The organism is Ectobacillus polymachus, from assembly GCF_048159605.1.
GTDB lineage: Bacteria > Bacillota > Bacilli > Bacillales > Bacillaceae_G > Ectobacillus > Ectobacillus polymachus.
In genome coordinates this window covers 102,762-126,648 of sequence record NZ_JBLREB010000005.1, presented here as the reverse complement: position 1 = coordinate 126,648, position 23,887 = coordinate 102,762, and the positions used below count along the sequence as shown (strand labels likewise).

The window sequence follows — 23,887 nt, the reverse complement described above, 5'->3', positions numbered from 1 at the left end:
AGGTTCCATGAAGGGGTTACGTTCCTAATATCTTTCTACCGCGGGGATATGTTCCATCTGCATCAGGCTCTAAAGTAATGCCTATCGAATCAAACGGGATTTCAGGATGAACCATTATATACGACAAGGCGCCTTTTCCATTTTGTTCAACATAAAAGGTTCCGGCATTCCGTCTTTGCCCCTTATTAATGAGCCATACCTGGTAGGCTTCATTCCCTTTTGTTGCCGAAAGTCCTTCTAAATTAGCAATGATCTTTGTATCCTTCCCTTGTTTTAAAAGCCATACCGTTCCTTTTGCTGAGTCTTCGGTAGCATCCGCTGAGGTTAATGAGAACACTTTGAGAATCTGTGTAGGCAGAGATGATTGTTCTTCTGTTGCTTGTAGTTTCTTCTGTATGACCATGTTGTTTACTAACGAACCAAGTAATGTAAACAGTAAAACAGCAACAGTCCCTATATAAAACAATAGGGAAGGTTTTCTCCACTTCATAATTGCTTCTTTCTTTTCAGATATCTTTCTATCAGCGTGTTTTATATGTACTTGTGATGGTTCCATGTCCTCTGTTTTAAAAATAGAATTCATGACTTTTGTTTTCAAATCAGAAGGTACATGTACTTCTTCTAAATGAAAAGGAATAACGTCCCAAATATCCTGTAGTTCCTTTGCTTCTTTTTGACAAGATGAACATGTGAGCAGATGTCTTTCGAACATGATACGCTCTTTCTCTGAACATTCTCCAATAATATAGGACATGAGGTGGTTGCAATTAACGTGAGCCTGACTTTTCATATTTTATCCCTCCATCTCGATTCGTAAATGTTTCCGTAATATCTTTAAGGATTGATGAAGTCGACTCTTAATCGTTCCCAACGGTTCATTTCTCATTTGGGCAACCTCGGTTAAAGAATATCCTTCCCAGTATACATGTTGAATGAGTTGAATCTGGCTTTCGGATAACCACTGATATGCGCTTTGAATTTGTTGCTTTATCAATTTATGAGAGACGATGGTCTCTGGAGAATGGTTAGGATGGACAGGAATTTCATTCCAATGTTCAAGGGTAATTGTGACAAAACGTTCTTCCCGCTTTTTTTTACGAAGGTAATCCACTGTGATATTGCGTGTGATGGTAAGGAGCCAACTGACAAATTGACCCTTCTTCGAATCATAAACTCCTTCTGTGGTCCATAACCGGGTATAAACAAGCTGCACAATTTCTCTTGCCATCTGTTCATCATGGGTTGATTTCATGGCAAAAGAATAAATGAGACGTACATAGCGATCATAAAGTTCCTCTAATGCAGGTCGAGATTTATCTAGCACAAGGCATATTAATTCTTCATCTGTTCTTTTATGCATGGTAGGAACACTCCTCAATGTTAATGACCAACCCTTTATTTATAAAAAACGACGGAAACATAAAAGAGGTTTCTATTTTATTTAGAAGTATATGGATATAATGAAAACATGGGAGCATAACGAGATATTTTTTAGGATTTTATGGATCCGTTTTCCTATCAAGACATGAACTAAGCAGAAAATAGAAAATAACTAGGGAAGTAAAAATGAAAGCGTAATTCCAACAATCAGTTCTGTTAGATTATATAATACACTAAATATTCCAAAAAATAGAAATCTTTAAAAATACCAAACTGATTTTACACGTTCTTCGTTATCTTAATAGAGAAAAAATAGGAGGTTTTTATTCATGAAAAAATGGATTTTATTTCTTTCTGTCTGGATGTCCTTCACTTTTTTAGCTGCTTGTAGTAAAAACAGCAGTGTTCAGACGAGTGCAGAAACTACGAGTACTAGTCATGCTATGATGATGGGTCATAAAGAAGATAATCAACCTCCACGTGTCTATACCATGAATGAGATTTCGAATACAGTGTCAGTCATTGACCCATCAACCAATAAGTTTTTAATGGACATCCCTTTAGGAGACGAAGATATTCATCGTCCCCTATATAATGGGTTTATTGACGTACATGGTGCCTGGCTTTCCCCGAATGGAAAAATTCTTCTTGTAACAGCTCGGGGATCGAGTGATGTAGTGAAAATCGATACAGAGACAAATAAAGTGGTGGGCTACCTTCCAGTTGGTCGTGAGCCTCATGCTATTATGTTTACAAATGACGGGAAAGAAGCTTGGGTAACCATTCGGGGGGAAGATTATATCGACGTCATCGATCCCGAGACACTGACTCTTAAAGAAAAGATTAAAACCGTAAATGGTCCTGGAATGCCTGTATTCTCAAACGATGGAAAATACGCATTTATCTCGAGCCAAAAAGAAGATCAAGTTGATATTATCAACATGGATACTCATAAGTCTGTCAAAAAACTAACGGTCGGTGGAAAATTCTCACCCTTTATCATGACTACACCAGATGGATCTGAAGTATGGGTAGTAAATAAAGATACATCTAAAATTACGGTTATCGATGCGAAAGCATTGACTGTGAAATCGATTTTTAATGTTGGACCTAAACCTAACCATGTTCATTTTATTACAACCAAACAAGGGAATTTTGCTTACCTTAGTGTAACGGGGGATGCGAACCAAGTGGAAGTCTATAAGACAGAGGATAAGACTTTAGTAACTAAAATTAACGTTGGTAAAACCCCACATGGTGTTATGCCTAACGAGGACATGAGTCGTTTGTATGTAGACAATGAAGTTTCAAATGACGTGTATGTAATTGACACTACGACTAACAAAGTAATGATTATAATTCCAGTAGGTAAGAAACCCATCGACTTAATTTACAAACCCTAATTTAGTATTCGTGCGAACTGCCAGATTCATTGATAGTATCTAACTGCTTGAATAGTCACTTAAATGGGGATTAAATCAAAAAGTCTAGATTTAAAAAACTCAGACCTAGTGTGGTCTGAGTTTTTTTAATGCTAGCTATTCCTGTACACGTAAGAGAGCTAGCTGTCCTTAGTACTATTTAAGGTTAATGTTCACGGTTTATATGCTAACCATACTTTCGAAGGGTCATTATTTTCTTTCCATTGCTTAGGGACTAAAAAAAATTGCTTTCTTCTCGTTTCTAGAAATATAATACTCCCGATTGTTTCATCAATAATCTTATAATTCGGATAGACTTGTTTAAGTTTTATATTTATATCAGATAATAAAGCCTTTGTATTTAGGAATCTCTCATCAAAACGCTCTTTGGATATACGGAGCATTGCATCTATTTGGGTATGAGGGCAAGTATGTTCGAAAATATAAAAAGTCTTTCTTAACATAATTCCTTCTAAGTCAGCAATACGTTGTAGCAGTGGTACTATATGATTTTTTACAATGATGGTTGCATCGTCATTTTCACTTTTATTTTTATCGTTATGTTTAATTGCAATCAACATATCATGTATTGAATGTAAATATTTATGAACAGAACGCTCCATATGGAAGATTGACCATAAGAAAGATATATATTTTTCTTCATCGAATCGATAGAACAACACCTTCCCCCCTTCCTCAAAAGAATATTTACTAATTTTGATGAGTTTTACTCACAGCATGAATCATCTGGGATTAATTCTAATACATTCTCAAGTTTCCTTAATAATAGCCATTCTTTCATTAAGATTGTTTCAACAAATCTTGTTGCTTCTCTGTTGAATTGGAGTATTTCACAGTTTGTGGGCTCTGTAGGGAAATCCTTACATTCCCCAACGAAAGCTTGAATTTTTTCCGCTTCAGCGTTTAAAAGATGTGATAAAGCAATTTCCTCTAATGCTATTGATTCCAATAAGTCTATAATGATTTCTTTACGATTGGGACGATGGGGCTCAGCGGGTATCGTTGGCATACTCAAGGTAATAGCACCCTCCTTTTTTTAATTTACGTTTTAGTGTATGATTCACCATTACTATCTGTTACAAATGCCCTGATAAAAAGCATGTCTTCTGCTTAGTTCAATTCCCCATTCCCGTGTGACGTTAACGTAGCAATGAAGGTGTTATTGTTTTCTATTACTCGTTATCCTGCATTACATTCTTCAATAGTTGTTGCTGGACTAACGGAATCCGTAAATGTTGTTCATTCTAAAGATCCATTGACTTTTATCCATTTCACATTGTCACATGCACTCATATGATAGTAGTTCAGAGGAGAGAAATTTGTAACGAATTTACTGTATTGAGGTGCATGATATGAAACTTATATTGCTGTCAGGAGGATCAGGAAAACGATTATGGCCGCTTTCCAATGATTATAGATCTAAGCAATTTCTAAAAATGTTGGTGAGTCCAGAAAATAAGCTAGAGTCCATGGTTCAAAGAATTTGGCGACAATTAGGTTTGAGTGGGTTATTGGATGTAACTTATATTTCAACTAATAACAATCAAGCGGATGTCATTCAAAGTCAATTGGATACCGGGGTCCCAATCATTATCGAACCGGAGCGAAGAGATACCTTTCCTGCCATTGCGTTAGCCGCAGCATATTTGTATTCCATTCTTGGTGTTAATGAAAACGAAGTCATCACTGTAATGCCTGTAGATCCGTTTGTGGAAAATCGATTTTTTGATAAAGTCAAAGATTTAGAGTGGGTTATCAGGCAAGAAGATGTGGAAATTGGCTTAATTGGTGTAAATCCTACCTACGCTTCCACAAAATACGGTTATATTATTCCTAGTGAGAAGCTACAAATATATAGTAAAGTAAAGGGTTTCAAGGAAAAACCGTCAGAAGAGCAGGCTAAAAGATTACTAACACAAGATGCGTTGTGGAATTGCGGAGTTTTTGCGTTTAGGCTTGGTTATATGATGAATCAATTAGAAGAAAGAGGTTTGCCTACGCAATATGATGAACTGATTCAACACTATGGGAAGCTTCCTAAAATTAGTTTTGATTATGAAATAGTCGAAAAGGCAAAGCAGATTGTCGTTATCCCATATAACGGTTATTGGAAAGATCTCGGGACTTGGAACACGTTAACTGATGAAATGCAAACCAATATCATCGGTAGAGGCTCAATGAGTGAGGATTGTAAAGGAACACATATAATCAATGAATTAGACATTCCGGTTGTTGTAGTAGGAATGTCAAATTTGGTTGTCGCTACAAGTTCGGATGGCATTTTGATTTCAGATAAAAAGAGCAGCCACCAAATCAAAGAGATTGTAAAAGATTTTGATAGGCGACCTATGTTTGAGGAACGTCGCTGGGGATGGTACCGTGTCTTGGATTGTAAAGAATCCCCTGATGGAACGAAAGTACTGACAAAACGGCTATGTGTATTAGCTGGAAAAAACATCAGCTACCAATATCATCATAATCGAAGCGAAGTATGGGTGATTGTTTCAGGCGAAGGTGAATTTGTTCTAGATGATGTAATATCTTATGTAAAAGCAGGTGATGTATTGAACATCCCGATTGGTGGAAAGCATGGAATCAAAGCAATCAAGGAGCTTGAAATGATTGAGGTGCAGATGGGAAGTAAACTTGAAGAGGATGATATTGTACGTTTGTTTCTGTCATGGGAAGACATGAAGGAAGAAATTGAGGGTAAGCGGAATAATACGAGTAGGTAAATAGTTAAGGAATGTTTTGGTAAAGCCTTGCAAGATTTATGATAATCTTTTCGAATGTGTCTTAGCTCACAAAGTAATGAGGTGGCAGGGTAGATTGTCAACTACTCACCACTTATCGACCTTACGGTGTGATTGAAGTGGGAGCTTGTAACTACCCAGAAGTGCAAGGGTCTTGCAACTCCTTCCTTAGTGTGGTGTTACATCGTGGGCAGATTGACTGCTACCCTACTACAAGGGATATACCCAAATAGCAACCGTTACGCAGGCGGCTTTGCCTAGTGGCAGTACTAGGCTTCCACATCCAACTAGGCAGACGAATACGTCTAAGATTTTACGCTACAAACGACTTTTTGTAGCAACCTCATATCTTGTCAAAGAGCAAAACGAGTAAAGGAGTGCCTTCCATATTCAACGGTTTTCTCCTTTATCCAAATTAAATTATAACACGGAAGGAGGTAGCTCAGGAGTGTTTTGGCTTACGTCAACGCACATTCCTCCCCACCTTAACATTGGGCTACGCCCTGCGCATGTTTGAAGATGGGGTATCCTGTGCGATTTTAGATGAAAATTTTATACTTATCGGTTCATGAGGTATTGGAATATGATGAACTAAAACTATTTACTGAATTAGGATACGAATGTTTTTCACATGGACAATATTCCCGTCCACATAAAGGTAGTAAACTTCGTCCCCCAATACCAGAAATGTCCTATGATCCACATTTTGCAGATCTAGTCGATCGTTTTCCAAAAGATGATTTGCATCCCGACATGGTTGCAGACAAAGACATTATTATTATTATGCATACACCTTCTATGGTCATAAATAATTGGGAAAAGATTAAACACAAACGGGTGATTTGGCGGTCAATCGGCCAATCCGTTCCTGAGGTTGAAGAAATGCTTCGCCCGTATCGAGAACAAGGCATGGAAATTGTTCGGTATTCTCCAAGGGAAAAAATGATTCCAGGTTATATTGGGGAAGACTCCATAATTAGGTTCTACAAAGATCCTAAAGAGTATGATGAATGGATAGGAAATAAATCACAAATTATAACTATTAATCAGTTAATGAAACAAAGGATAATAGATTGCAACTATAATATTTTCCATTTCGCCTGTATGGAACTTCCGGTTAAATTATTTGGTCCGGGTAATGAGGGGCTGCCTGAAAGCGCAGGAATGCTAACATATGAACAAATGAAACAAGAGATGAAGGAAAATCGAGCATTTTTTTATACCGGTACTAGGGTTACGAGTTATACCCTTGGTTTTATTGAGGCATTTATGACAGGTATTCCTATTGTTTCCGTTTCAGAAATTCAAGGTAACCATCCACTTTATCAACAACGTACGTTTGAAATTCCTGAAATTATTGAAAATGGAAGAGAGGGTTTTCTCTCCGATAATATTTTTGAGTTACGGGCTTATTTACATGAATTATTGAACAACTACGAATTTGCCAAAGAAATCAGCGGAAATGCTAGAAAAAAAGCAATTCAATTGTTTGGAAAAGAGAGTATTAAAAAACAATGGGAGAAATATTTAAGCGGGAAGTAATATTACTTTGTATAAAGAACAATTCTATATCAATTGAAAATAGGTCAAACCATCCGATGATATGTTTTCAGTTTTGTAGGGAAGTTTGGTCACTTAATTCTATAGATCATGAAAAGGGAGATTGAAAATATGTCTAAACCTTCAGGAATTGTGTGGATAGGTCCTATTGGTGATATGGGGGGATACGGCAATGTTTCTAGAAACTATTTAAGAGCTTTACAACATATTGGACTCCCTGTACATGTAGTAAATAGTGGGAAAATGAATAAAGAAATTGGGGAAGATGATTTCGAACTGTTATCAAATTTCCTTAGCACCAAAATCAATCTAGGTGATGATCCTGTTCTTGTGATTCATAGTCCCTCAGAGTCATTTATGTATATAGATAAAAAAGGATTTAAAAAAACGATTGGAATTACTCTATATGAAACGGATCGCATACCAATTCATTGGGCAAATTTATGCAATGAGATGGATGAAATTTGGGTACCTACTCAATTTAATTATCGGACATTCACCGAATCTGGTGTCGATTCCTCAAAGGTACAGGTTATTCATTATCCGATTGAGAGTAGCCAATATACGAAACAATTTGATTTATACCCCTTTCCAAGTGAAGTTAAATCCTTTAAGTTTTTGTACTCGTTGGCCTTTGATTATCGCAAAGGCTTAGACTTACTTATTCAGAGTTATTGTGAAGAATTTTCTAGTAGAGATGATGTTAGCCTTATCTTAAAAATATATATTCCATACTGGATTAGCCAGGAAAATTTTTCTGATTTAGTGTCTTCCTATATACCGGACAAAGTAAATAATCCTCATATCCACATTATGATTGAAAATACCCCGCGAGAAGATCTTCTGTCTCTATATTCAAGCTGCACCTGCTATATTTCTACTGAAAGAGCCTGTGGATGGGGTATGCCACAGATGGAGATGATGGCGATAGGGAAACCAGTTATATCTATTAATTGGGGAGGAGTTACAGAATGGATGAATGATCAAAATTGTTTTCTAATAGAACCAGAGCAGGAGCTCGAATTCGTACACCCTGAGTTGCAACGGACAAGGAGCATTCACTATTTAGGACATAAATGGCCAAAGGTAAAAGAACAATCCGTCCGAAAGGTAATGCGGGAGGCGTTTGAGAATCATAAAAAAAGAGAAGAAATTGCATTGCAGGCAAAACAAGACATACAAGATCATTTCTCTCCAGAGGTTATTGCCAAGCAAATGAAGGCAAGATTATTTTCCTAAATTAAAAATCCTTATATAAAGGGTGTTGGTAGAAATAACCAACGTCTTTTCTATAAGGTTTTTTTGTATTCAAAAGGTATTGGCCTTTCTGGATAAGGGAATATAAGAAGGGGATAACAGCATAACAATACAATAGAAAATTTTTCATCAAACACGACTGGGGATGACATCATGAAGAGAACTCTTATAACGGGTATCACTGGTCAAGATGGGTCATATTTGGCGGAATTTCTTCTAGAAAAAGGATACAAAGTTTATGGCTTAAAAAGGAGAACATCAACTGAAAATTATGAAAATATTAAACATATAGTCAAGGAGATCGAATTTGTATCAGGTGATTTGTCTGATTTATCTTCATTGATACAAGCCGTAAAACTGTCCCTCCCTGATGAGGTATATAACCTCGGTGCACAATCATTTGTAGCTGATTCCTGGTTACAGCCTGTTTATACAGGAGAAGTCACTGGTCTGGGTGTACTGCATATGTTGGAAGCTGTAAGGGAAGTAAAGCCAGATGCACGGTTTTATCAGGCTTCAAGTTCAGAAATGTATGGAAAGGTAATAGAAACCCCTCAAAAAGAAACGACGCCGTTTTATCCAAGAAGTCCTTATGGTGTTGCTAAAGTATTTGGTCATTGGATTACAGTTAATTATCGAGAAAGCTATGATATATTTGCATGCTCGGGAATCTTATTCAACCACGAGTCACCGAGACGGGGCATACAATTTGTTACGCGTAAAGTAACAGATGCTGTAGCAAGAATTAAATATGGTCTCCAAACAGAGCTTAGGCTTGGCAATCTTGATGCAAAAAGGGATTGGGGATTCGCAGGAGATTACATTAAAGCGATGTGGCTTATGCTTCAGCAGGAAAAGCCAGATGATTATGTTGTAGCCACAGGGAAAACCCATACCGTACGTCGTCTTGTCGAAATCGCCTTTGATCATGTCGGACTAAAATGGGAAGATTATGTCATTCAAGATCCTGCATTTATGAGACCAGCAGAAGTAGATTTGCTGCTTGGCGACCCGAAAAAAGCGAAAGAAAGATTAGGTTGGGAACCACGAGTTTCTTTCGAAAATTTAGTAAAGATGATGGTTGACCATGATACACGAAAGTACAGGGGAATGTAAATGAAAGTACTTATTACAGGTATTACTGGATTTGTAGGGCAATATCTTGAAACCTTTTTGCGGGATAAAGCTGACGTCTATGGGACATCAAGGGTAAACAGAGGCAAGAAGCATATTTTTGAATTAGATTTATTAACTGAGAATGAGGTCCTTGTATTAATTGAAAAAGTCAATCCTACGCACATTTTTCATTTGGCTGGATTAAGCAATGTAAGGGAGTCATGGGAACATAAGTCTGATTTTATTCAGGGAAATGTAATAGGAACGATTCACTTGTTGGAAGCAGTAAGAAAATCAGATCAACAAATAAAGGTCATTACAGTAGGATCTTCAGAAGAGTATGGGACTATTCCTAAAGGAGTAGAACAAGTCCCAGAAGAAACACCATTAAACCCAATAAATCCGTATGGGATAAGCAAATGCATGATAAACATGCTTACAACTTTCTATTACAAAACGTATAAATTGAATGTGACACATGTTAGACCGTTTAATCATATTGGTCCTGGTCAAAGGTTAGGATTTGTAACAACTGATTTTGCACATCAAATAGCCCTTATCAATAAAGGGCTAACAAAAGAAAATGTAATAAGTATTGGTAATCTACAAGTCATAAGAGATTTTACAGATGTAAGGGATATCGTAAAGGCATATTACGAAATTGGACTGTCAGGAAAGCCTGGTGAAGTGTACAATGTATGCACTGGCAAGGGAGTTTATATTCAAGATATATTAAATATTCTTTTGTCCTTTTCAAATAGAACAATTCAGGTGATTACGGATCCGAATAAAATGAGAATGGTAGATAACCCAAGATTAGTAGGAGACCCAGGGAAATTATTCAGATTAACGAGATGGAAACCAAAGCAGAAACTAGATGATACATTGAGGGATATTTACCATTATTGTTTAAATAAACTCTAGCTATCATTGCTGCTTTATAAGATCAAGGATGTTTTCAAACTTGAACTGCAGTAACATTTCTTTTTTGATAACGTCTTCTAAAGTTCTTTGAATACTTGCGTCTACAGTAAGCAGATTGGAAACAGACACCACTGGAGGAGAAAGTCTGACTCCTGAACTCAAAGTTCCAAGAACAAATTGAAGCTTCTCAGCCTCGGCATTAATAATGTGAGCGAGAGCTAACTCTTCCAAGGCAATGGAAGATAAAAGTAACTGTATAGCCTGTGGCGTAGTAACCGAAATTGTTGGTGTAATATTCGGAATGTTTGGGAAAGACATCATATCACCTCTTTTTATTTAATACTGTTGTATTTTATTTACCTAGACCTAGGAATGATACAATTATTTTTACGTACAAGTTTATTTGTCTCATTTATGAAAAAAAGAACCCTTCCTGTTCACGCTTCGTATGGTGAACAGGAAGGGCAAGTGGATTTTTATACCGTAATAAAATAGAATCTCATTGTTATAAGAGTAGCCTATTGTAAATAGCTCTAGAAACAGGGGATAGAAGTTTCCTTAAGGTAATGGAGTAATGGATATTAAATCAAGGACATTTTCAAATTTAAATTGAAGTAACATTTCCTCCTTAATGGTATCACGTAGAGTTCTTTGAACAGATTTATTTATCTCAAGCAGATTGGATAGTGTAACGACTGGAGGATTATGTTGAGGATTAAATATGCTTAGAGGATTAAATGTGCTTTGAGGAGTAAATGTGTTTTGAGTAGGAGTCAATGTACCAAGAACAAATTGAATTTTCTCAGCCTCAGCATTGATAATGTGAGCGAGAGCTAATTCTTCAAATGCAATGGAAGCCAAAAGTAATGGAATCGTCTTTGCTGTAGAAAGGGAAATAGTTGGTGTAACATTAGGAATATTCGGGAAAGACATTATATCACCTCTCTTTCTTTTAGTATCAATTTATTTTATTACTTGTCCTCTTAGAATGAGACGGCTTGTATACCCTTTTTCTATCACTCGTTATTTTTTATTTATATAAGACTGTGGGTGATAAAGGTTTCATCATCATGGTCGTGCTTGAAAACTAGCAGCCTTTGCAACAATATTACAGCTTTATGAAATAAAGCCTCCCCATTCATCATGTTTTAGTATGATGAACAGGGAGGCTAAGGTTTTTTAATGTATTGAAAATTCGAACTTCATAGCTAGATATGACAGCAATCTTTGCAAATAACTCTAGAAACAGAGGTGATAGAAGCTACCTAAAGGTATAAGTTTCCTTAAAGCAAATCAAGGATATTTTCAAATTTAAATTGAAGTAACATTTCCTTCTTAATGACATCACGAAGAGTTGTTTGAACAGATTTATTTACATCAAGCAGATTGGATAGGGTAACGAATGTAGGAGTAAACGTGTTTCTAGTCGGAGTCAATGTTCCAAGAACAAATTGAATTTTCTCTGCTTCAGCATTAACGATATGAGCGAGAGCTAATTCTTCAAATGCAATGGAAGCTAAAAGTAATGGAATCGTCTGTGCTGTAGAAAGGGAAATAGTTGGCGTAACATTAGGGATATTTGGGAAAGACATTATATCACCTCTCTTTCTTTCAGTTTCAATTACATTGTATTGATTACCCTTAAAGAATGACACGGCTTTGAAGCTATTTTTATCATGTTTTATTTTTAGGAGTATTTCTAGATAACACTGTTGTTATTAGAGTTTCATCATCACAGTCTTCTGCTAATTCTCCGAAAAGGTCTTGATGCTCTTTTATCAGCTTGTGCAAGGCATCTACAGGTGAAACAAATGTGTTTGACAGACTAGCGGCCTTTGCATAACATATTGCAGCTTCCTCAATCTGTCCCAGTTGTTCAAGACAGCATCCTTTATAAAACAAAGCTTGAAAGCTACCTACCCCCTTTAAGGTAAGGTATTGCAAATTATCTTCACCCATTTCGAGGCAGTGATTAAACACTTTTATCGCTTCTGTGTACCATTCTTTGAAAAATAAGATTATTCCTTTATAAAAATGTAAATCTACATAATCTGGATAGAGCAACGTCACCTTTTCGATACTGGGCCATGCCCCTTCAATGCTCCCAGAACTAATTAATATGGCATACTTTAATCTATATATTAAAGCAGGAGGTGTGTGGAGCTGTTTTAGGAAATCTAAAATGGCACGATTGACATGATCAAACGACTTACTATATTCTTTTATATTGTAATATTCACTTGCAATATGATAATGAGTCCAAGGGTTGTGGTCCTGTTGTTTAAGAGACTCTTCTAGCATACTCAAGTTTCGTTCAGATTTCTTTTTATTTTTATTCACAGAATCCAAATACCCATAATGATATACTTTAATGGGCGCAATTTTGATTTGAATCGTCTCCGATTCGGGAAGAATGTCATTAATATTGAGCATTTCATGGATATCGTACATGAATTTAAAGCCTTTATGATTTTTGAAAAGGCGAGTATGAGCAACATCGAATGTATTATTTGAATCTGGTTCTTCACCATAATAATTAACTAAGTGTATGGATAAAATATTGTCATCGGAGTATAGAACATCACGCAACTTATACACATCTGAAGAATCTACTTCCTCATCTGCATCCAGCCATAATATCCAGTCTCCTGTAGCACGATCCAATCCATAGTTACGGGCAGCTGAAAAACTTCCGTTCCAGGGAAACTCGAAAACCTTAGCTCCCAATGATTTGCAGATTTCAACCGTTCGGTCTGAAGATCCTGTATCTACAATAATGATTTCGTCCACTGCCCCTTGTATACTTTTTAAACAGTTTCCAATATACTTTTCTTCATCTTTTACGATCATACACAACGACAGACTTCGAAAGTCCATTTGTTTCCTTCCTCCTTATACATTATTAAAATCATTTTCTATAGTATGAAACGAACTAGGCAAAAGTGATTTTTTGGAAACTTACCAAACCGTATTCCATATAATGGGTGAGTGAAAAAGGAACCATATGATGAACTTGAGGAGGATACCGCTTGAAGACAGATACTCTCAAAATAAACTGGGTTGGTTCTCAATTTGCAGTTCATAGTCTCGCGATTGTAAACAAGAATATTTGTAAGTATCTTAGTCAGTATTTTATCAACCTAAGAAAGAAGATACCTGCGACAGAAATACCATTTCTCCGATCTTTCAGTGAAACGAAGGAATTTTTGCCTTTTCCTGAATCGGACATTACCGTTATCCACCAGTGGCCGCCCGATTGGTCGGATCCAAAAAGCAGGCATTGGATTTGTATGCAACCATGGGAATTTGGAGCAATTTATAGAGAGTGGTATATCCCTATGAAATATTGGGTAGACGAAATCTGGGTTTATAGCTTATACAACAAGGAAAGCTACATACGCAGCGGTATTCCTGAAAACAAAATTCATGTGATTCCACTTGGCGTAGACGAAAACGTATTTCATACTGGTGTTGAACCGCTATCTTTAGAAACGTCTTCCTTTCGGTTCCTATTTGTCGGAGGAACAATTGGACGGAAGGGAATCGATATTTTGCTTGAGGCCTATCTTAAAGAATTTACTGCAGATGATGATGTTTGCTTGTTTATTAAAGACACGGGGACCCAATCTGTTTATAAGGGAATAACGCTTGAGAAAGTAATCCTTGAGACTATATCTGATCCAAAGAATCCTCGTATTGTATATATGGATAAGGAGTTTTCGGAAGCAGAGCTGGCAGGACTGTATAAAGCGTGTGATTGCTTGGTTCATCCATATAGGGGTGAGGGATTTGGTTTGCCTATTGCAGAAGCAATGGCATGCGGTACTCCGGTGATTGTCCCAGATAAAGGGTCATGCCAAGATTTTTGTACGGAAGAAACAGCATTCTTTGTTTCCTCAAAGGAAGTTAATTTACCTGAGAAAAAAGTAGGTACTCTTAATACAGTTGATTATCCATGGTGGCTTTCAATTGATGTTCACGATTTACAGCAGGTTATGCGAGTTGTCTATGAAAATCGTACACAAGTAAAGGAGAAAGGACAAAAAGCCAGCCAGCATATTTTATCTACCTTTACTTGGGAGAAAACTGCACGGGCTGTATCTGAAAGAATAAAGCAGTTCGTACAGAAGGAATCCAATCTAAAATTAACTGATGAGGATATCATAAATATAGAGCTAGAGCATGGAAATGAATTATACGAAAAAAATCGTATGGAGGATGCGTTAGGGATATATCTTAATATTCTATCTATATACCATTCATCGCTTATGGCAAGGTATAATGCAGCAGTTATTTATATCATCCAAAAAAACTTTACCGCAGCGATTGAGCATCTTACCTATATTGCCGCCAACATGGAGAAAGAAAGCAAGGACTTTCAGGAGAACATCTTGCTTATGCTTAGAATTTGTCAGAAAGCTATACAGTAAAAATAAAAATGCCATCATAATACTTTTTATGATGGCATTTTTTGGATTTTTCAGATTCTAATCTTTTCTTTCAGTTTCAAAATATTTACGTAGGACGTTAACGGCTTCTACAACTTCAGTCATTTGATTTGCTAATGAATTAAGTTTCGAGGCTATATTTTGTGATTTTGAAACCGCATTGTCAGGATGGCTACTCGAATTTTCAGCAATATAGGAAATATCGTCTAATTGACCATGGATTCTTTGATTGAAATTTTCTAGATCTTCCCATATTCCTTTCATATCTTGATCTAATTTGTCTTTAATACTAATAAGATTATTGTTTAAGATGCTTACTTGCGATTTCGTCTCGTGTAAATCATCATTTAATTCTTTCGTTGCATTCTTAAAACGCTCTATAAACGCGCTACCTTGTAACTCTAAATACATATCTAACAGTTTCTCAGGGGTAATCGGATTATTCCTCCCGTCACCTCTAATTTGATAGATTCCTTTGTTTGTACAATACGGTTTATATGGACCGCTAGGAATTTCTATACGATAAAACGGTTTGTCTGTATCCTCATTTTCAACAAATACTTCAAGGCCTACAGGAGGGCGACATTCACCTGCTTTTGAGAGAATGGATAGCTTTTCTTTATCACCGATGGCACATCCGTATATGCTCCCGCGTTGTTGTCCATTTAAATCTGTATACTCATCTACTCCGACAAGAATCGTACCGCCAAAGGGGGAATTCGCAAACGATACTAAATCTTCTGGCTTCAGACCCTTCATATCTCGCTTGAAGTCAACGTCATATCCTTCTTCTTTATTTAACAGCTGTAGTGCTTTATTACTAATCAATTGAGAATTGCCGGCCAAAATAAGTACCTCCTACAAAAACTTTCTTAAAAATCATTTTCACAAATTTACTCACTCATTCGATTCTGAACCGCTGTTTTCAGTTGTCTCATTGCTTTTTCAACAATCTCATGCGAACAAGCAATATTCATGCGCATAAACCCCTCGCCATCTTTACCGAATGAGCTGCCGTCACTTAAGGCGAGTTTTGCCTCTTTTAAGAGAAATTCTGCTAGTTGTTTTGGTTCCATTCCAAGATTGCGAAAATCAATCCATAGTAAATAAGTACCTTCGGGAATGGTGACGTGAAGTTCGGGAATATTCTTGTTGATGTAATCTACTACATAATCGATATTTTCTTTCATATATTGCAAGCAATTATCCAGCCACTCTTCGCCTTCGTTATAAGCTGCTTCTGTTGCAACTAAGCCAAATGGACTAATGGAGCCAAGATGATATCGCTGGATCATATTAGAAAATTTCGTTCTTAATTTTTTATTTGGAATGATGACATTTGCGCTATGTAAGCCTGCAATATTAAAGGTTTTACTTGGTGCTGTGCAGATAATGGATTGATTTTTGATCTCTTCTGAAATCATGGCAAGTGGTGTATGAGCATGCTTTTCATAGACAAGGTCTGCGTGAATTTCATCTGAAACGATTAAAATGTTATGGCGTACACAGATATCGGCTAATTTTGTTAGCTCTTCTTTTGTCCAAACACGGCCAATCGGATTATGCGGGCTGCAAAGTATGAAAAGCTTCACGTTCTTATCGATTTTTGCTTCTAAGTCATCAAAATCCATTTCGTAGGTGCTGTTTTGAAAACGAAGTGGATTGACAATAAGATCACATCCCTGATCTTTTACAACCGAATGAAAAGGAGGATATACGGGAGTTTGGATGATGACTTTGTCACCTGGATTTGTAAATGCCTGCATTATAAAGCTCAATGCAGGAACAACACCAGGGGAGTATACGATCCAATCCTTATCTATTTTCCAGCTATGCCGTCGTTCCATCCAATTTACAATGGAATGATAATAAGAATCTGTTAGAAGCGTATACCCGAAAATTCCGTGTGCTGCTTGGTTCTTTAAGGCTTCTATAATAGGTGCTGGAGATAAAAAATCCATATCCGCTACCCACATTGGCAAGACATCAGATACACCAAAAATGTTTTCTAATCCGTCCCATTTAACTGAAGCTGTATGATATCGGTTATTTACATACTCCATCTGCACTCACCTTTCTAAATTTCTTTACTGGTACCTGCTATTTCATCAAACTTTTGAGAAATGTTATACAAGGAATGGTTAGCATACTATTCGACTGACTATATCCAATAGTATAGTGAATAGAAATCATTTTGTCATTTTAGGTGCAAGAGCTGATTTGCTAAAGTGATTAACGTAAGAGGGGAGCCCGAGCTCGGGTCTAAAAGAAGAAAAGCTGTCTCTGAAATCGACTTCTGAGACAGCTTTTTTGCAATAAGTACGTTTTGCATTATGCGAAACGTGTAAATTTATTAAAAAAATTAATAATATGGCGCCATTAGTAAATATACAAGTACGCCTGTGAAGCTTACATACAACCAGAGCGGCATAGTCCATCTTACAATTTTACGGTGCTTTGTAAGTTGACCGGTCCAGCCCCAGATTAGAGAGAAAAGAGCAAGTGGCACGATGATCGCTGCTAAAAAACTGTGAGTGATTAAGATAAAGAAATAGAAATAACGTAGAAATCCGTCGCCGCCGTAATGGCTAGGTGGTGCTAAGTATGCATGTGTTAAATAGGAAATACAGAAAAGCAATGTTGTTGTAAATGCTGCTAGAATAAAGCGGCGATGGAGCTTTATGTTTTTTCTTGTAATAAAGTATAAAGCTGAAAGTAAGAATACGAATGTAAAGCTGTTGAAAATGGCATTCATTTGCGGCAAGATTGTCAAATCAAAGTTTACTGTCCCCTTATGACCGAAAGGGCCAAAGAATAGTAATAGTATAATTCCGTTTACAACAACGGAAAGAGTTACGACAAACGCCGTATAATTACGATTGTTAGGGGACTCATTTTGCACATTATTCATAGATTAGCCTCCTATGTAATGTTATTTTTCTCTTCGTAAGAGAATTCTTTCTATAAACCATTCAATTATATCATGGTGGTTCATGCGAAAAAGTGACAAAAATCGTACATATTTTCTATGATTCCATAACTTTTTAATGTGTTTTCGTATCGATTTTTATTTTATCAAAAAAGAATCAAATACTCACGAATAATGACTTAGCATGCTTTAGAAATGAGTCCCATCCTGGGCCCTACTAACCTTAAATAGAGGGAGAAATATGACAAATGAATAGGTTCATTCATTCGTTTTGTAAATTTTCTATATTATTAAATTTATAACAAATTAACACATATTGTATATTTATTTAACATTAATGGTATTAAATTGGAATTGATAAAAAATGTAGAAAAGAGGCGAAAATATGAAAAAAAAGTTATTGTCTACTGGGATGGCTATCGGAGCTACAATATCACTTATGATTCCTGCTGTTTCTTCTATTCATGCACAAACAAATTTGAAGGTAACAAATGTTGAATTTATCGGCATGGATGCACCGGCAAATATATCCGATATGGCTAGAGTACAAACAAATGCAAAGGTGAAAGTTACATACTCTGATGGATCTACTAAAGAAGTACCACTGTCTTACAATAAACTCTTCCAAACGAATGACAAGGTTGCAACAAATCAAGGTGTAAAAATTGCTGCAGGGACACCAATTGATGCATTTGGCAACCCTATTATGGATAAGAGTGTACCTGGTGATGTAGTGCCGTTTATTTCCGATTCACCAGATGCGAACAGCTTGCTTAATCCTCAATCAGATGGTTCTCTTTCTCTCGTAACACAATATGAATACCAAACACTCGATCACTCAGGTAGCTCTGCTTATGGAAAGGTTCCTGCGTCTTTAACGGTTTCTAAGCTAAAGCAAAATATGGAAACAGGGGAATTGAAGTTAGAATCGGCTTCTAAAGTTGATACTTCTAGTGCAAATGGTGTATGGATTACATGTAACGGTTCCCTTACTCCATGGAATACCCACTTAAGCTCTGAAGAGTATGAGCCTGATGCACGTGCGTTCGAAGCAAATGCTACAACAGACCCAACAAATGTAAAATCATTTGCACAATATCACTTTGGGAATGATTCAAAAGCGAATCCATATTATTATGGCTTTATTCCAGAGGTTACGGTTAACTCTGATGGTTCAAGCAAAATCGTCAAGCATTATAGTGTTGGCCGTAAATCAAATGAGCTAATGAAGGTGATGGCTGATAAGCGTACTGCATTCTTTGGAGATGACGGCTCTTATACGACTTTATTCATGTATGTAGCTGATAAAGAAGCAGATCTATCAGCTGGTACATTATATGCAGCAAAATTCAAGCAAACAAGTACAGAAAATGGCGGAAGCGGTAAATTAGAATGGATTAAACTTGGACATGCAACGGACAGCGAAGTAAAAGCAATCATTGATACTGGTATTAAATTTAGCGATATTTTTGAAGTATCAGATACAGCAAAAGAAGGCTTTACTCCTGTTAAGACATATGCAAACAGCAATAAGGTTGAATATTTAAAAGTAAAACCAGGTATGGAAAAAGCTGCTGCCTTCTTAGAATCACGCCGCTATGCTGCCTATCTTGGAGCAACTGCAGAGTTTAACAAAATGGAAGGTGTAACAGCAAATAATACGGATCATAAATTGTACATTGCTATTACGGATGTAAGTAAAGGGATGGCTGATGGAGCAGGAAAGGACCCAGCCGATGATATTAAGCTTTCAAAAATTAATGCAGGCGCTACTTATGAACTGGATTTACAAGCAGGACAAAAGGATAAAAGTGGGAATGCTATAGCAAGTAACTATGTTGCTACTTCCATGAATGCAATAGTAGTTGGGGAAGATTTAGCTGCTCCTGATGCATACGGTAATACGGCAAATCCAGATAAAGTGGCAAACACTGATAACCTAAGTTATTCAGAAGAAATGAGAACTTTGTTTATTGGGGAAGATAGCGGTAAACATATTAATAACTTTGTATGGGCATATAATATCGATACGAAGAAATTGTCTCGTATTCTATCCGTTCCAGCTGGTGCGGAAGCTACAGGTTTACAAGTTGCAGACGATCGTAACGGTTTCTCTTATATTATGAGTAACTTCCAACATCCAGGTGATGAACTAGATACCTATAAACCTACGGCTATTAGTATTACTGCGTTAAAGGATGAAGTTAATAAATATATAGGCATTGACAAAGCAGGGATGGTTGGATATCTAAATCTAGGGAATATTCTTCACCAAGTAGCACAAGAAAATCCACCATTAGATAATGGTAATAATCAAGGTTCAGGAAACGATAATAACAATGGTGGACAAGCTTCAGGAAACGATAATAACAATGGTGGACAAGCTTCAGGAAACGATAATAACAATGATGGACAAACTTCAGCACCAAATAATTCAGATACAAATACACCTACACCAACAAACACAAGTGATAAGACAAGCGATAATGGTACAACAGCACCTTCAACTAGCAGCAAGCAGCTTCCTGATACTGCAACAACTGTTTATAGTATGTTAGGAATTGGAGCGGTTCTTGCTGCAATCGGAGCTTTCTTCTTGCGTAGAAAGAAAGCAGAAAAATAATGCTACTTAACGTGATTGAGCGTCCTGAAAAGGGCGCTCTTTTTATTTTGAATGTGAATTGTGTCAATATTGTGTCAACGTGTGCGATATTGGACGTTAGGATACAAAGCTTGTTATCATAGTATATATGTGTGAAAGTATGAAAAGACTGTTATACTTACGTTAATTGAATGAAAAATTAGTGAAGAGGTATAAAGAATGAAAACGAAAAATGCTTCCATTTTATTTATTGTTTTTTCTATAGCTTTATTAATTATGGCAGGTGCTATTGCCTTTACCATGATGCAGAAGAATAAGGAAAGTAAGAAAGATCCGTTTGATTACAGTGTTCAACAAACATTAGGAAAAGCGGATGCGCCTATTCATGTAGTTGAATTTGGTGATTTTAAATGTGCAGCTTGCCGTACATGGGATACGACTGTTCTTCCTCAGCTTAAGAAAGATTACATTGACACAGGAAAGGTACAACTGCATTTTATTAATTTTCCATTTGTCGGGAAGGACTCTACTTTAGCTGCCCAAGCTGGTGAAGCAATTTATAAGCAAAATAAGGATGCTTTTTGGAAATTTTATGATGAGATGTATGCTAGTCAGCAGAGTGAACAAAAGGAATGGATTACAGAACAGTTTTTAACCGATTTAGTGAAAACGAAGCTTCCAGAAATCAATCTATCTCAATTCCAACAGGATTTAAAGAGCAAAGAAATCATTGATGCTGTGCAAAATGACAAAGATATTGCTCTAAAACTTAATACACAAGGGGCTCCTACTGTGTATGTAGACGGTAAGCTTACGAATTCTTATTATGACAGCATTAAACAAGCAATTGACGAAAAAGAAAAGAAATAAAGTGTGTATCACGCTATTTTAGGGCAGTAACACCCCCACTTCAAGACTGCTTAGAGAAATCAGAAAAAGGCTAAGTAGGGGATAGCTGCCCGTAAAAGCCTGATTGGGCGGGCTAACCCTCGGTGGGGATGAGAAAAAACCCCCACCGAGGGAAGTTTCACTTTATAAGAAATACATCTGGAAAGGGCGTTCCATGGGCATGGGTCGCCCTTTCTGCTATAAAAAAATAGAAATTTTATATTTTTCGACTTTTTCCGCAAAAAGCATTGAGGATTTGTCGAATGAGTGCTATAATAATACTCGTGTTCTTAATAACGCATAGAGAAAAGGTAATGTTTATATAAAAGCCTTTCTATTCTTGCACTTATATTCTTCATAGCACTTGTTATCAACGCAGTGTTCCGTTTCTTAGATTAAACGGGATATTGCGTTTTTTATTGTTGTAAAATAAAGTGTAAGTAGAACTAGTCTGTGGGAGGACGCGAATGAATGCGGAACAATTGAAGCAGGAGCTTATTGTATATAGTAAGGAAATAGGGATCGATGCTATCGGGTTTGCAGGCGCTTCTCCTTTTGCAGAATTAAAGCAAAGACTGATTCAGCAGGAGGAGCTAGGGTATCGGTCTGGATTTGAAGAACCAGATATCGAAAAACGAACCGAACCGGAGAAGCTTCTACCAGGCGCTAGGTCAATCATTGCAATTGGGTTAGCTTACCCGTCTAAGCTTGCGAATGCACCTCGAAGTAAAAAAGGAGCATACCGCGGGATATTTTGCCGTGCTTCGTGGGGACAGGATTATCATAGCATTTTGCGAAAACGATTAGAGCAGCTTGAAGTATTTCTTAGAGAGCGAGTGCCAGATGCTCAAATCGTATCAATGGTAGATACAGGAGAATTGAGTGACCGGGCTGTTGCAGAGCGGGCAGGTATCGGTTGGAGCGGGAAAAATTGTGCAATCCTATCTTCTACATTCGGAACGTATCTTTATTTAGCTGAAATGATAACGAATATTCCGTTTTCTTCTGATACGAAGGCTGAGAATGAGTGCGGATCATGTAATAAGTGTGTAGAGGCTTGTCCTACTGGCGCACTTGTGCAAGGAGGACAACTTAACAGCCAGCGATGCATTAGTTTTTTGACGCAAACGAAAGATTTCATGCCGGATGAATTCCGTTCTATTATTGGAAATCGGTTGTACGGCTGTGATACATGTCAGGCGGTTTGTCCGAAGAATAAGGGGATTGATTTTCATGTTCATCCTGAAATGGAGCCAGATCCGGAGCTAGTGAAGCCGTTGCTAAAGCCTCTTCTCACTATAAGTAACCGTGAGTTTAAAGAAAAGTACGGGAGTATGTCCGGCTCGTGGCGTGGAAAGAAACCAATTCAACGCAATGCCATTTTGGCGGTGGCGCATTTTAAGGATGAATCGGCTATACCAGATTTGCTGCGTGTGATGAAGGAAGATCCTCGTCCTGTCATGCGTGGAACTGCAGCTTGGGCGCTAGGGAAAATTGGAAAGCGGAATGTATTGGATGATATTGTAAAGGCTAAGGAAAGAGAGACGAATGAACAAGTCCGGCTTGAGATGAAAAAGGGAATAGATTTGCTAACACAATAATTATGGTTATGGTACAACCCTCTTATCATATTGTAATAGGTAAGGGGGGAAGCACGAGTGAATGTGAAGGACCAATTACGGGCTTTAATGCAAAAGTTTTTAAAGACAGTGACAGGAAATGATGAATCGGAGGATATGCCTGCTGATTTACTAGCTATTGTAAAGCGAAGAAAAGAAGTGATGCAGGAGAGAAATGCAGAGGTAGTTAAGTGTAATGTTGTAGTTACAGCTGTGCGAGAATTGACAGTAGGAGATCGAAAAGAAATTCAATATAGTTTGCATATTCAATACTTTATTAAGCAAAACACCCTTATGTATGTGGAAGAAGAGAAGATGGATCGAATCCTTATTCTAGGTAATTTTCTTCCTATTATAGATAAGTTTCTTCATCAGCCGGAGATGGAAGTGCCTTCTGAAGAATTAAATCGTGAAATTACGAAAGGAAAGCAGCCATATAACTATAATCGTCTAGAGGCTGTTAAATATGCAGAGGCATGGTGGAATGGAAGAAATCCAGCATACAAAAATTTTCAAGACAATTGTACGAACTATATTTCACAATGCTTACGTGCTGGAGAAGTGCCGATGAAGGGGTACCCAAATGTTGGAAGCGGATGGTGGCAAAGCCAAAATCAATGGAGCTATAGCTGGGCAGTTGCACATTCCTTTCATGGGTACTTATCTCGAAATACCCAAGGGCTCCGAGCAAGGATAGTAGAAACCGCGGAAGAATTGAAGCTAGGAGATATTATTATTTATGATTTTGAAAACGATGGTCGCTGGAATCATACGACTATTGTGACGGCTAAAGATGCTAACGGTATGCCGCTAGTGAACGCCCATTCTGCCGATAGCCGCCGTAGGTATTGGGCCTATAAGGATTCTAGTAAGTATACACCGCGAATGAAATATAAGTTCTTTCATATTATAGACAACATGTGATTCCTATGCCTCACCTTTTCTCATTTTAAGCCGAAGTGTTATAAT

At 37.2% G+C, this 23,887-nt stretch carries 22 protein-coding genes; 11 read left to right on the top strand and 11 right to left on the bottom strand.

Annotated features, from left to right (window positions below):
• Window positions 1-16: 16 nt before the first annotated feature.
• Together ACM5BR_RS16790 and ACM5BR_RS16785 are read right to left on the bottom strand one after the other, a co-directional pair.
• A complete protein-coding gene (locus ACM5BR_RS16790) occupies window positions 17-790 on the bottom strand; it encodes an anti-sigma factor domain-containing protein (protein WP_416829183.1) in 774 nt (257 codons plus the stop codon).
• A gap of 3 nt (window positions 791-793) precedes the next feature.
• The gene (locus ACM5BR_RS16785; protein WP_416829181.1) at window positions 794-1,360 is read right to left on the bottom strand and encodes an RNA polymerase sigma factor; all 567 of its coding nucleotides are present in this window, start codon (window positions 1,358-1,360) and stop codon (window positions 794-796) included.
• A 349-nt stretch (window positions 1,361-1,709) separates the two neighbouring features.
• On the opposite strand from ACM5BR_RS16785, the gene ACM5BR_RS16780 reads away from it, so the two are divergent.
• Window positions 1,710-2,783, top strand: coding sequence for a cytochrome D1 domain-containing protein (locus ACM5BR_RS16780; protein ID WP_416829180.1), 1,074 nt, complete (start codon window positions 1,710-1,712; stop codon window positions 2,781-2,783).
• Window positions 2,784-2,974: 191 nt separating this feature from the next.
• Here ACM5BR_RS16780 and ACM5BR_RS16775 read toward each other — a convergent pair whose 3' ends face one another.
• On the bottom strand, window positions 2,975-3,481 hold the full coding sequence (locus ACM5BR_RS16775) for a hypothetical protein (RefSeq protein WP_416829179.1): 507 nt from the start codon (window positions 3,479-3,481) through the stop codon (window positions 2,975-2,977).
• Between the two features lie 47 nt (window positions 3,482-3,528).
• Window positions 3,529-3,831: an alpha-helical endospore appendage domain-containing protein gene (locus ACM5BR_RS16770; RefSeq protein ID WP_416829201.1), complete on the bottom strand. Its 303-nt coding sequence runs from the start codon at window positions 3,829-3,831 to the stop codon at window positions 3,529-3,531.
• A gap of 343 nt (window positions 3,832-4,174) precedes the next feature.
• On the opposite strand from ACM5BR_RS16770, the gene ACM5BR_RS16765 reads away from it, so the two are divergent.
• The 5 genes from ACM5BR_RS16765 (at window position 4,175) to ACM5BR_RS16745 (ending at window position 10,432) form a co-directional block, all read left to right on the top strand.
• Window positions 4,175-5,557, top strand: coding sequence for a sugar phosphate nucleotidyltransferase (locus tag ACM5BR_RS16765; protein WP_416829177.1), 1,383 nt, complete (start codon window positions 4,175-4,177; stop codon window positions 5,555-5,557).
• 561 nt (window positions 5,558-6,118) lie between these two features.
• Window positions 6,119-7,117, top strand: coding sequence for a glycosyltransferase (locus ACM5BR_RS16760; protein ID WP_416829176.1), 999 nt, complete (start codon window positions 6,119-6,121; stop codon window positions 7,115-7,117).
• A 129-nt stretch (window positions 7,118-7,246) separates the two neighbouring features.
• A complete protein-coding gene (locus tag ACM5BR_RS16755; protein WP_416829175.1) occupies window positions 7,247-8,374 on the top strand; it encodes a glycosyltransferase in 1,128 nt (375 codons plus the stop codon).
• 171 nt (window positions 8,375-8,545) lie between these two features.
• Window positions 8,546-9,508, top strand: coding sequence for a GDP-mannose 4,6-dehydratase (gmd, locus tag ACM5BR_RS16750; protein WP_416829174.1), 963 nt, complete (start codon window positions 8,546-8,548; stop codon window positions 9,506-9,508).
• The gene (locus ACM5BR_RS16745) at window positions 9,509-10,432 is read left to right on the top strand and encodes a GDP-mannose 4,6-dehydratase (protein ID WP_416829173.1); all 924 of its coding nucleotides are present in this window, start codon (window positions 9,509-9,511) and stop codon (window positions 10,430-10,432) included.
• Between the two features lie 3 nt (window positions 10,433-10,435).
• On the opposite strand, the gene ACM5BR_RS16740 is transcribed toward ACM5BR_RS16745, so the two are convergent.
• From ACM5BR_RS16740 to ACM5BR_RS16725, 4 genes are all read right to left on the bottom strand, one after another.
• Entirely contained in the window at window positions 10,436-10,750 is a 315-nt protein-coding gene (locus ACM5BR_RS16740) for an alpha-helical endospore appendage domain-containing protein (protein WP_416829171.1), read from the bottom strand.
• 240 nt (window positions 10,751-10,990) lie between these two features.
• Window positions 10,991-11,365 (bottom strand): alpha-helical endospore appendage domain-containing protein, encoded by a 375-nt coding sequence (locus tag ACM5BR_RS16735; protein ID WP_416829170.1) that lies wholly within the window; start codon window positions 11,363-11,365, stop codon window positions 10,991-10,993.
• Window positions 11,366-11,715: 350 nt separating this feature from the next.
• Window positions 11,716-12,024 (bottom strand): alpha-helical endospore appendage domain-containing protein, encoded by a 309-nt coding sequence (locus tag ACM5BR_RS16730; protein ID WP_416829169.1) that lies wholly within the window; start codon window positions 12,022-12,024, stop codon window positions 11,716-11,718.
• An 82-nt stretch (window positions 12,025-12,106) separates the two neighbouring features.
• Window positions 12,107-13,309 (bottom strand): glycosyltransferase, encoded by a 1,203-nt coding sequence (locus ACM5BR_RS16725; RefSeq protein WP_416829168.1) that lies wholly within the window; start codon window positions 13,307-13,309, stop codon window positions 12,107-12,109.
• Window positions 13,310-13,461: 152 nt separating this feature from the next.
• Between ACM5BR_RS16725 and ACM5BR_RS16720 the strand changes: the two genes are divergently transcribed.
• The gene (locus ACM5BR_RS16720) at window positions 13,462-14,862 is read left to right on the top strand and encodes a glycosyltransferase (protein ID WP_416829167.1); all 1,401 of its coding nucleotides are present in this window, start codon (window positions 13,462-13,464) and stop codon (window positions 14,860-14,862) included.
• A 57-nt stretch (window positions 14,863-14,919) separates the two neighbouring features.
• Here the strand turns inward: ACM5BR_RS16720 and ACM5BR_RS16715 are convergent, their stop codons facing one another.
• The 3 genes from ACM5BR_RS16715 to ACM5BR_RS16705 all read right to left on the bottom strand — a co-directional run bounded on the left by ACM5BR_RS16715 (window position 14,920) and on the right by ACM5BR_RS16705 (window position 17,791).
• Entirely contained in the window at window positions 14,920-15,726 is an 807-nt protein-coding gene (locus tag ACM5BR_RS16715) for an AlbA family DNA-binding domain-containing protein (RefSeq protein ID WP_416829166.1), read from the bottom strand.
• A 47-nt stretch (window positions 15,727-15,773) separates the two neighbouring features.
• On the bottom strand, window positions 15,774-16,943 hold the full coding sequence (locus tag ACM5BR_RS16710) for a MalY/PatB family protein (protein WP_416829165.1): 1,170 nt from the start codon (window positions 16,941-16,943) through the stop codon (window positions 15,774-15,776).
• Between the two features lie 299 nt (window positions 16,944-17,242).
• The gene (locus tag ACM5BR_RS16705; RefSeq protein WP_416829164.1) at window positions 17,243-17,791 is read right to left on the bottom strand and encodes a DUF420 domain-containing protein; all 549 of its coding nucleotides are present in this window, start codon (window positions 17,789-17,791) and stop codon (window positions 17,243-17,245) included.
• 403 nt (window positions 17,792-18,194) lie between these two features.
• Here ACM5BR_RS16705 and ACM5BR_RS16700 point away from each other — a divergent pair, with 403 nt between their 5' ends.
• From ACM5BR_RS16700 to ACM5BR_RS16685, 4 genes are all read left to right on the top strand, one after another.
• Window positions 18,195-20,432, top strand: coding sequence for a PhoX family protein (locus ACM5BR_RS16700; protein ID WP_416829163.1), 2,238 nt, complete (start codon window positions 18,195-18,197; stop codon window positions 20,430-20,432).
• A gap of 198 nt (window positions 20,433-20,630) precedes the next feature.
• The gene (locus ACM5BR_RS16695; RefSeq protein ID WP_416829162.1) at window positions 20,631-21,281 is read left to right on the top strand and encodes a DsbA family protein; all 651 of its coding nucleotides are present in this window, start codon (window positions 20,631-20,633) and stop codon (window positions 21,279-21,281) included.
• 485 nt (window positions 21,282-21,766) lie between these two features.
• Window positions 21,767-22,900 carry a tRNA epoxyqueuosine(34) reductase QueG gene (gene queG / locus ACM5BR_RS16690; protein WP_416829161.1) on the top strand — a complete coding sequence of 378 codons (1,134 nt, stop codon included), beginning with the start codon at window positions 21,767-21,769 and terminating at the stop codon, window positions 22,898-22,900.
• A 57-nt stretch (window positions 22,901-22,957) separates the two neighbouring features.
• A complete protein-coding gene (locus ACM5BR_RS16685) occupies window positions 22,958-23,842 on the top strand; it encodes an amidase domain-containing protein (RefSeq protein WP_416829160.1) in 885 nt (294 codons plus the stop codon).
• Window positions 23,843-23,887 lie beyond the last annotated feature (45 nt).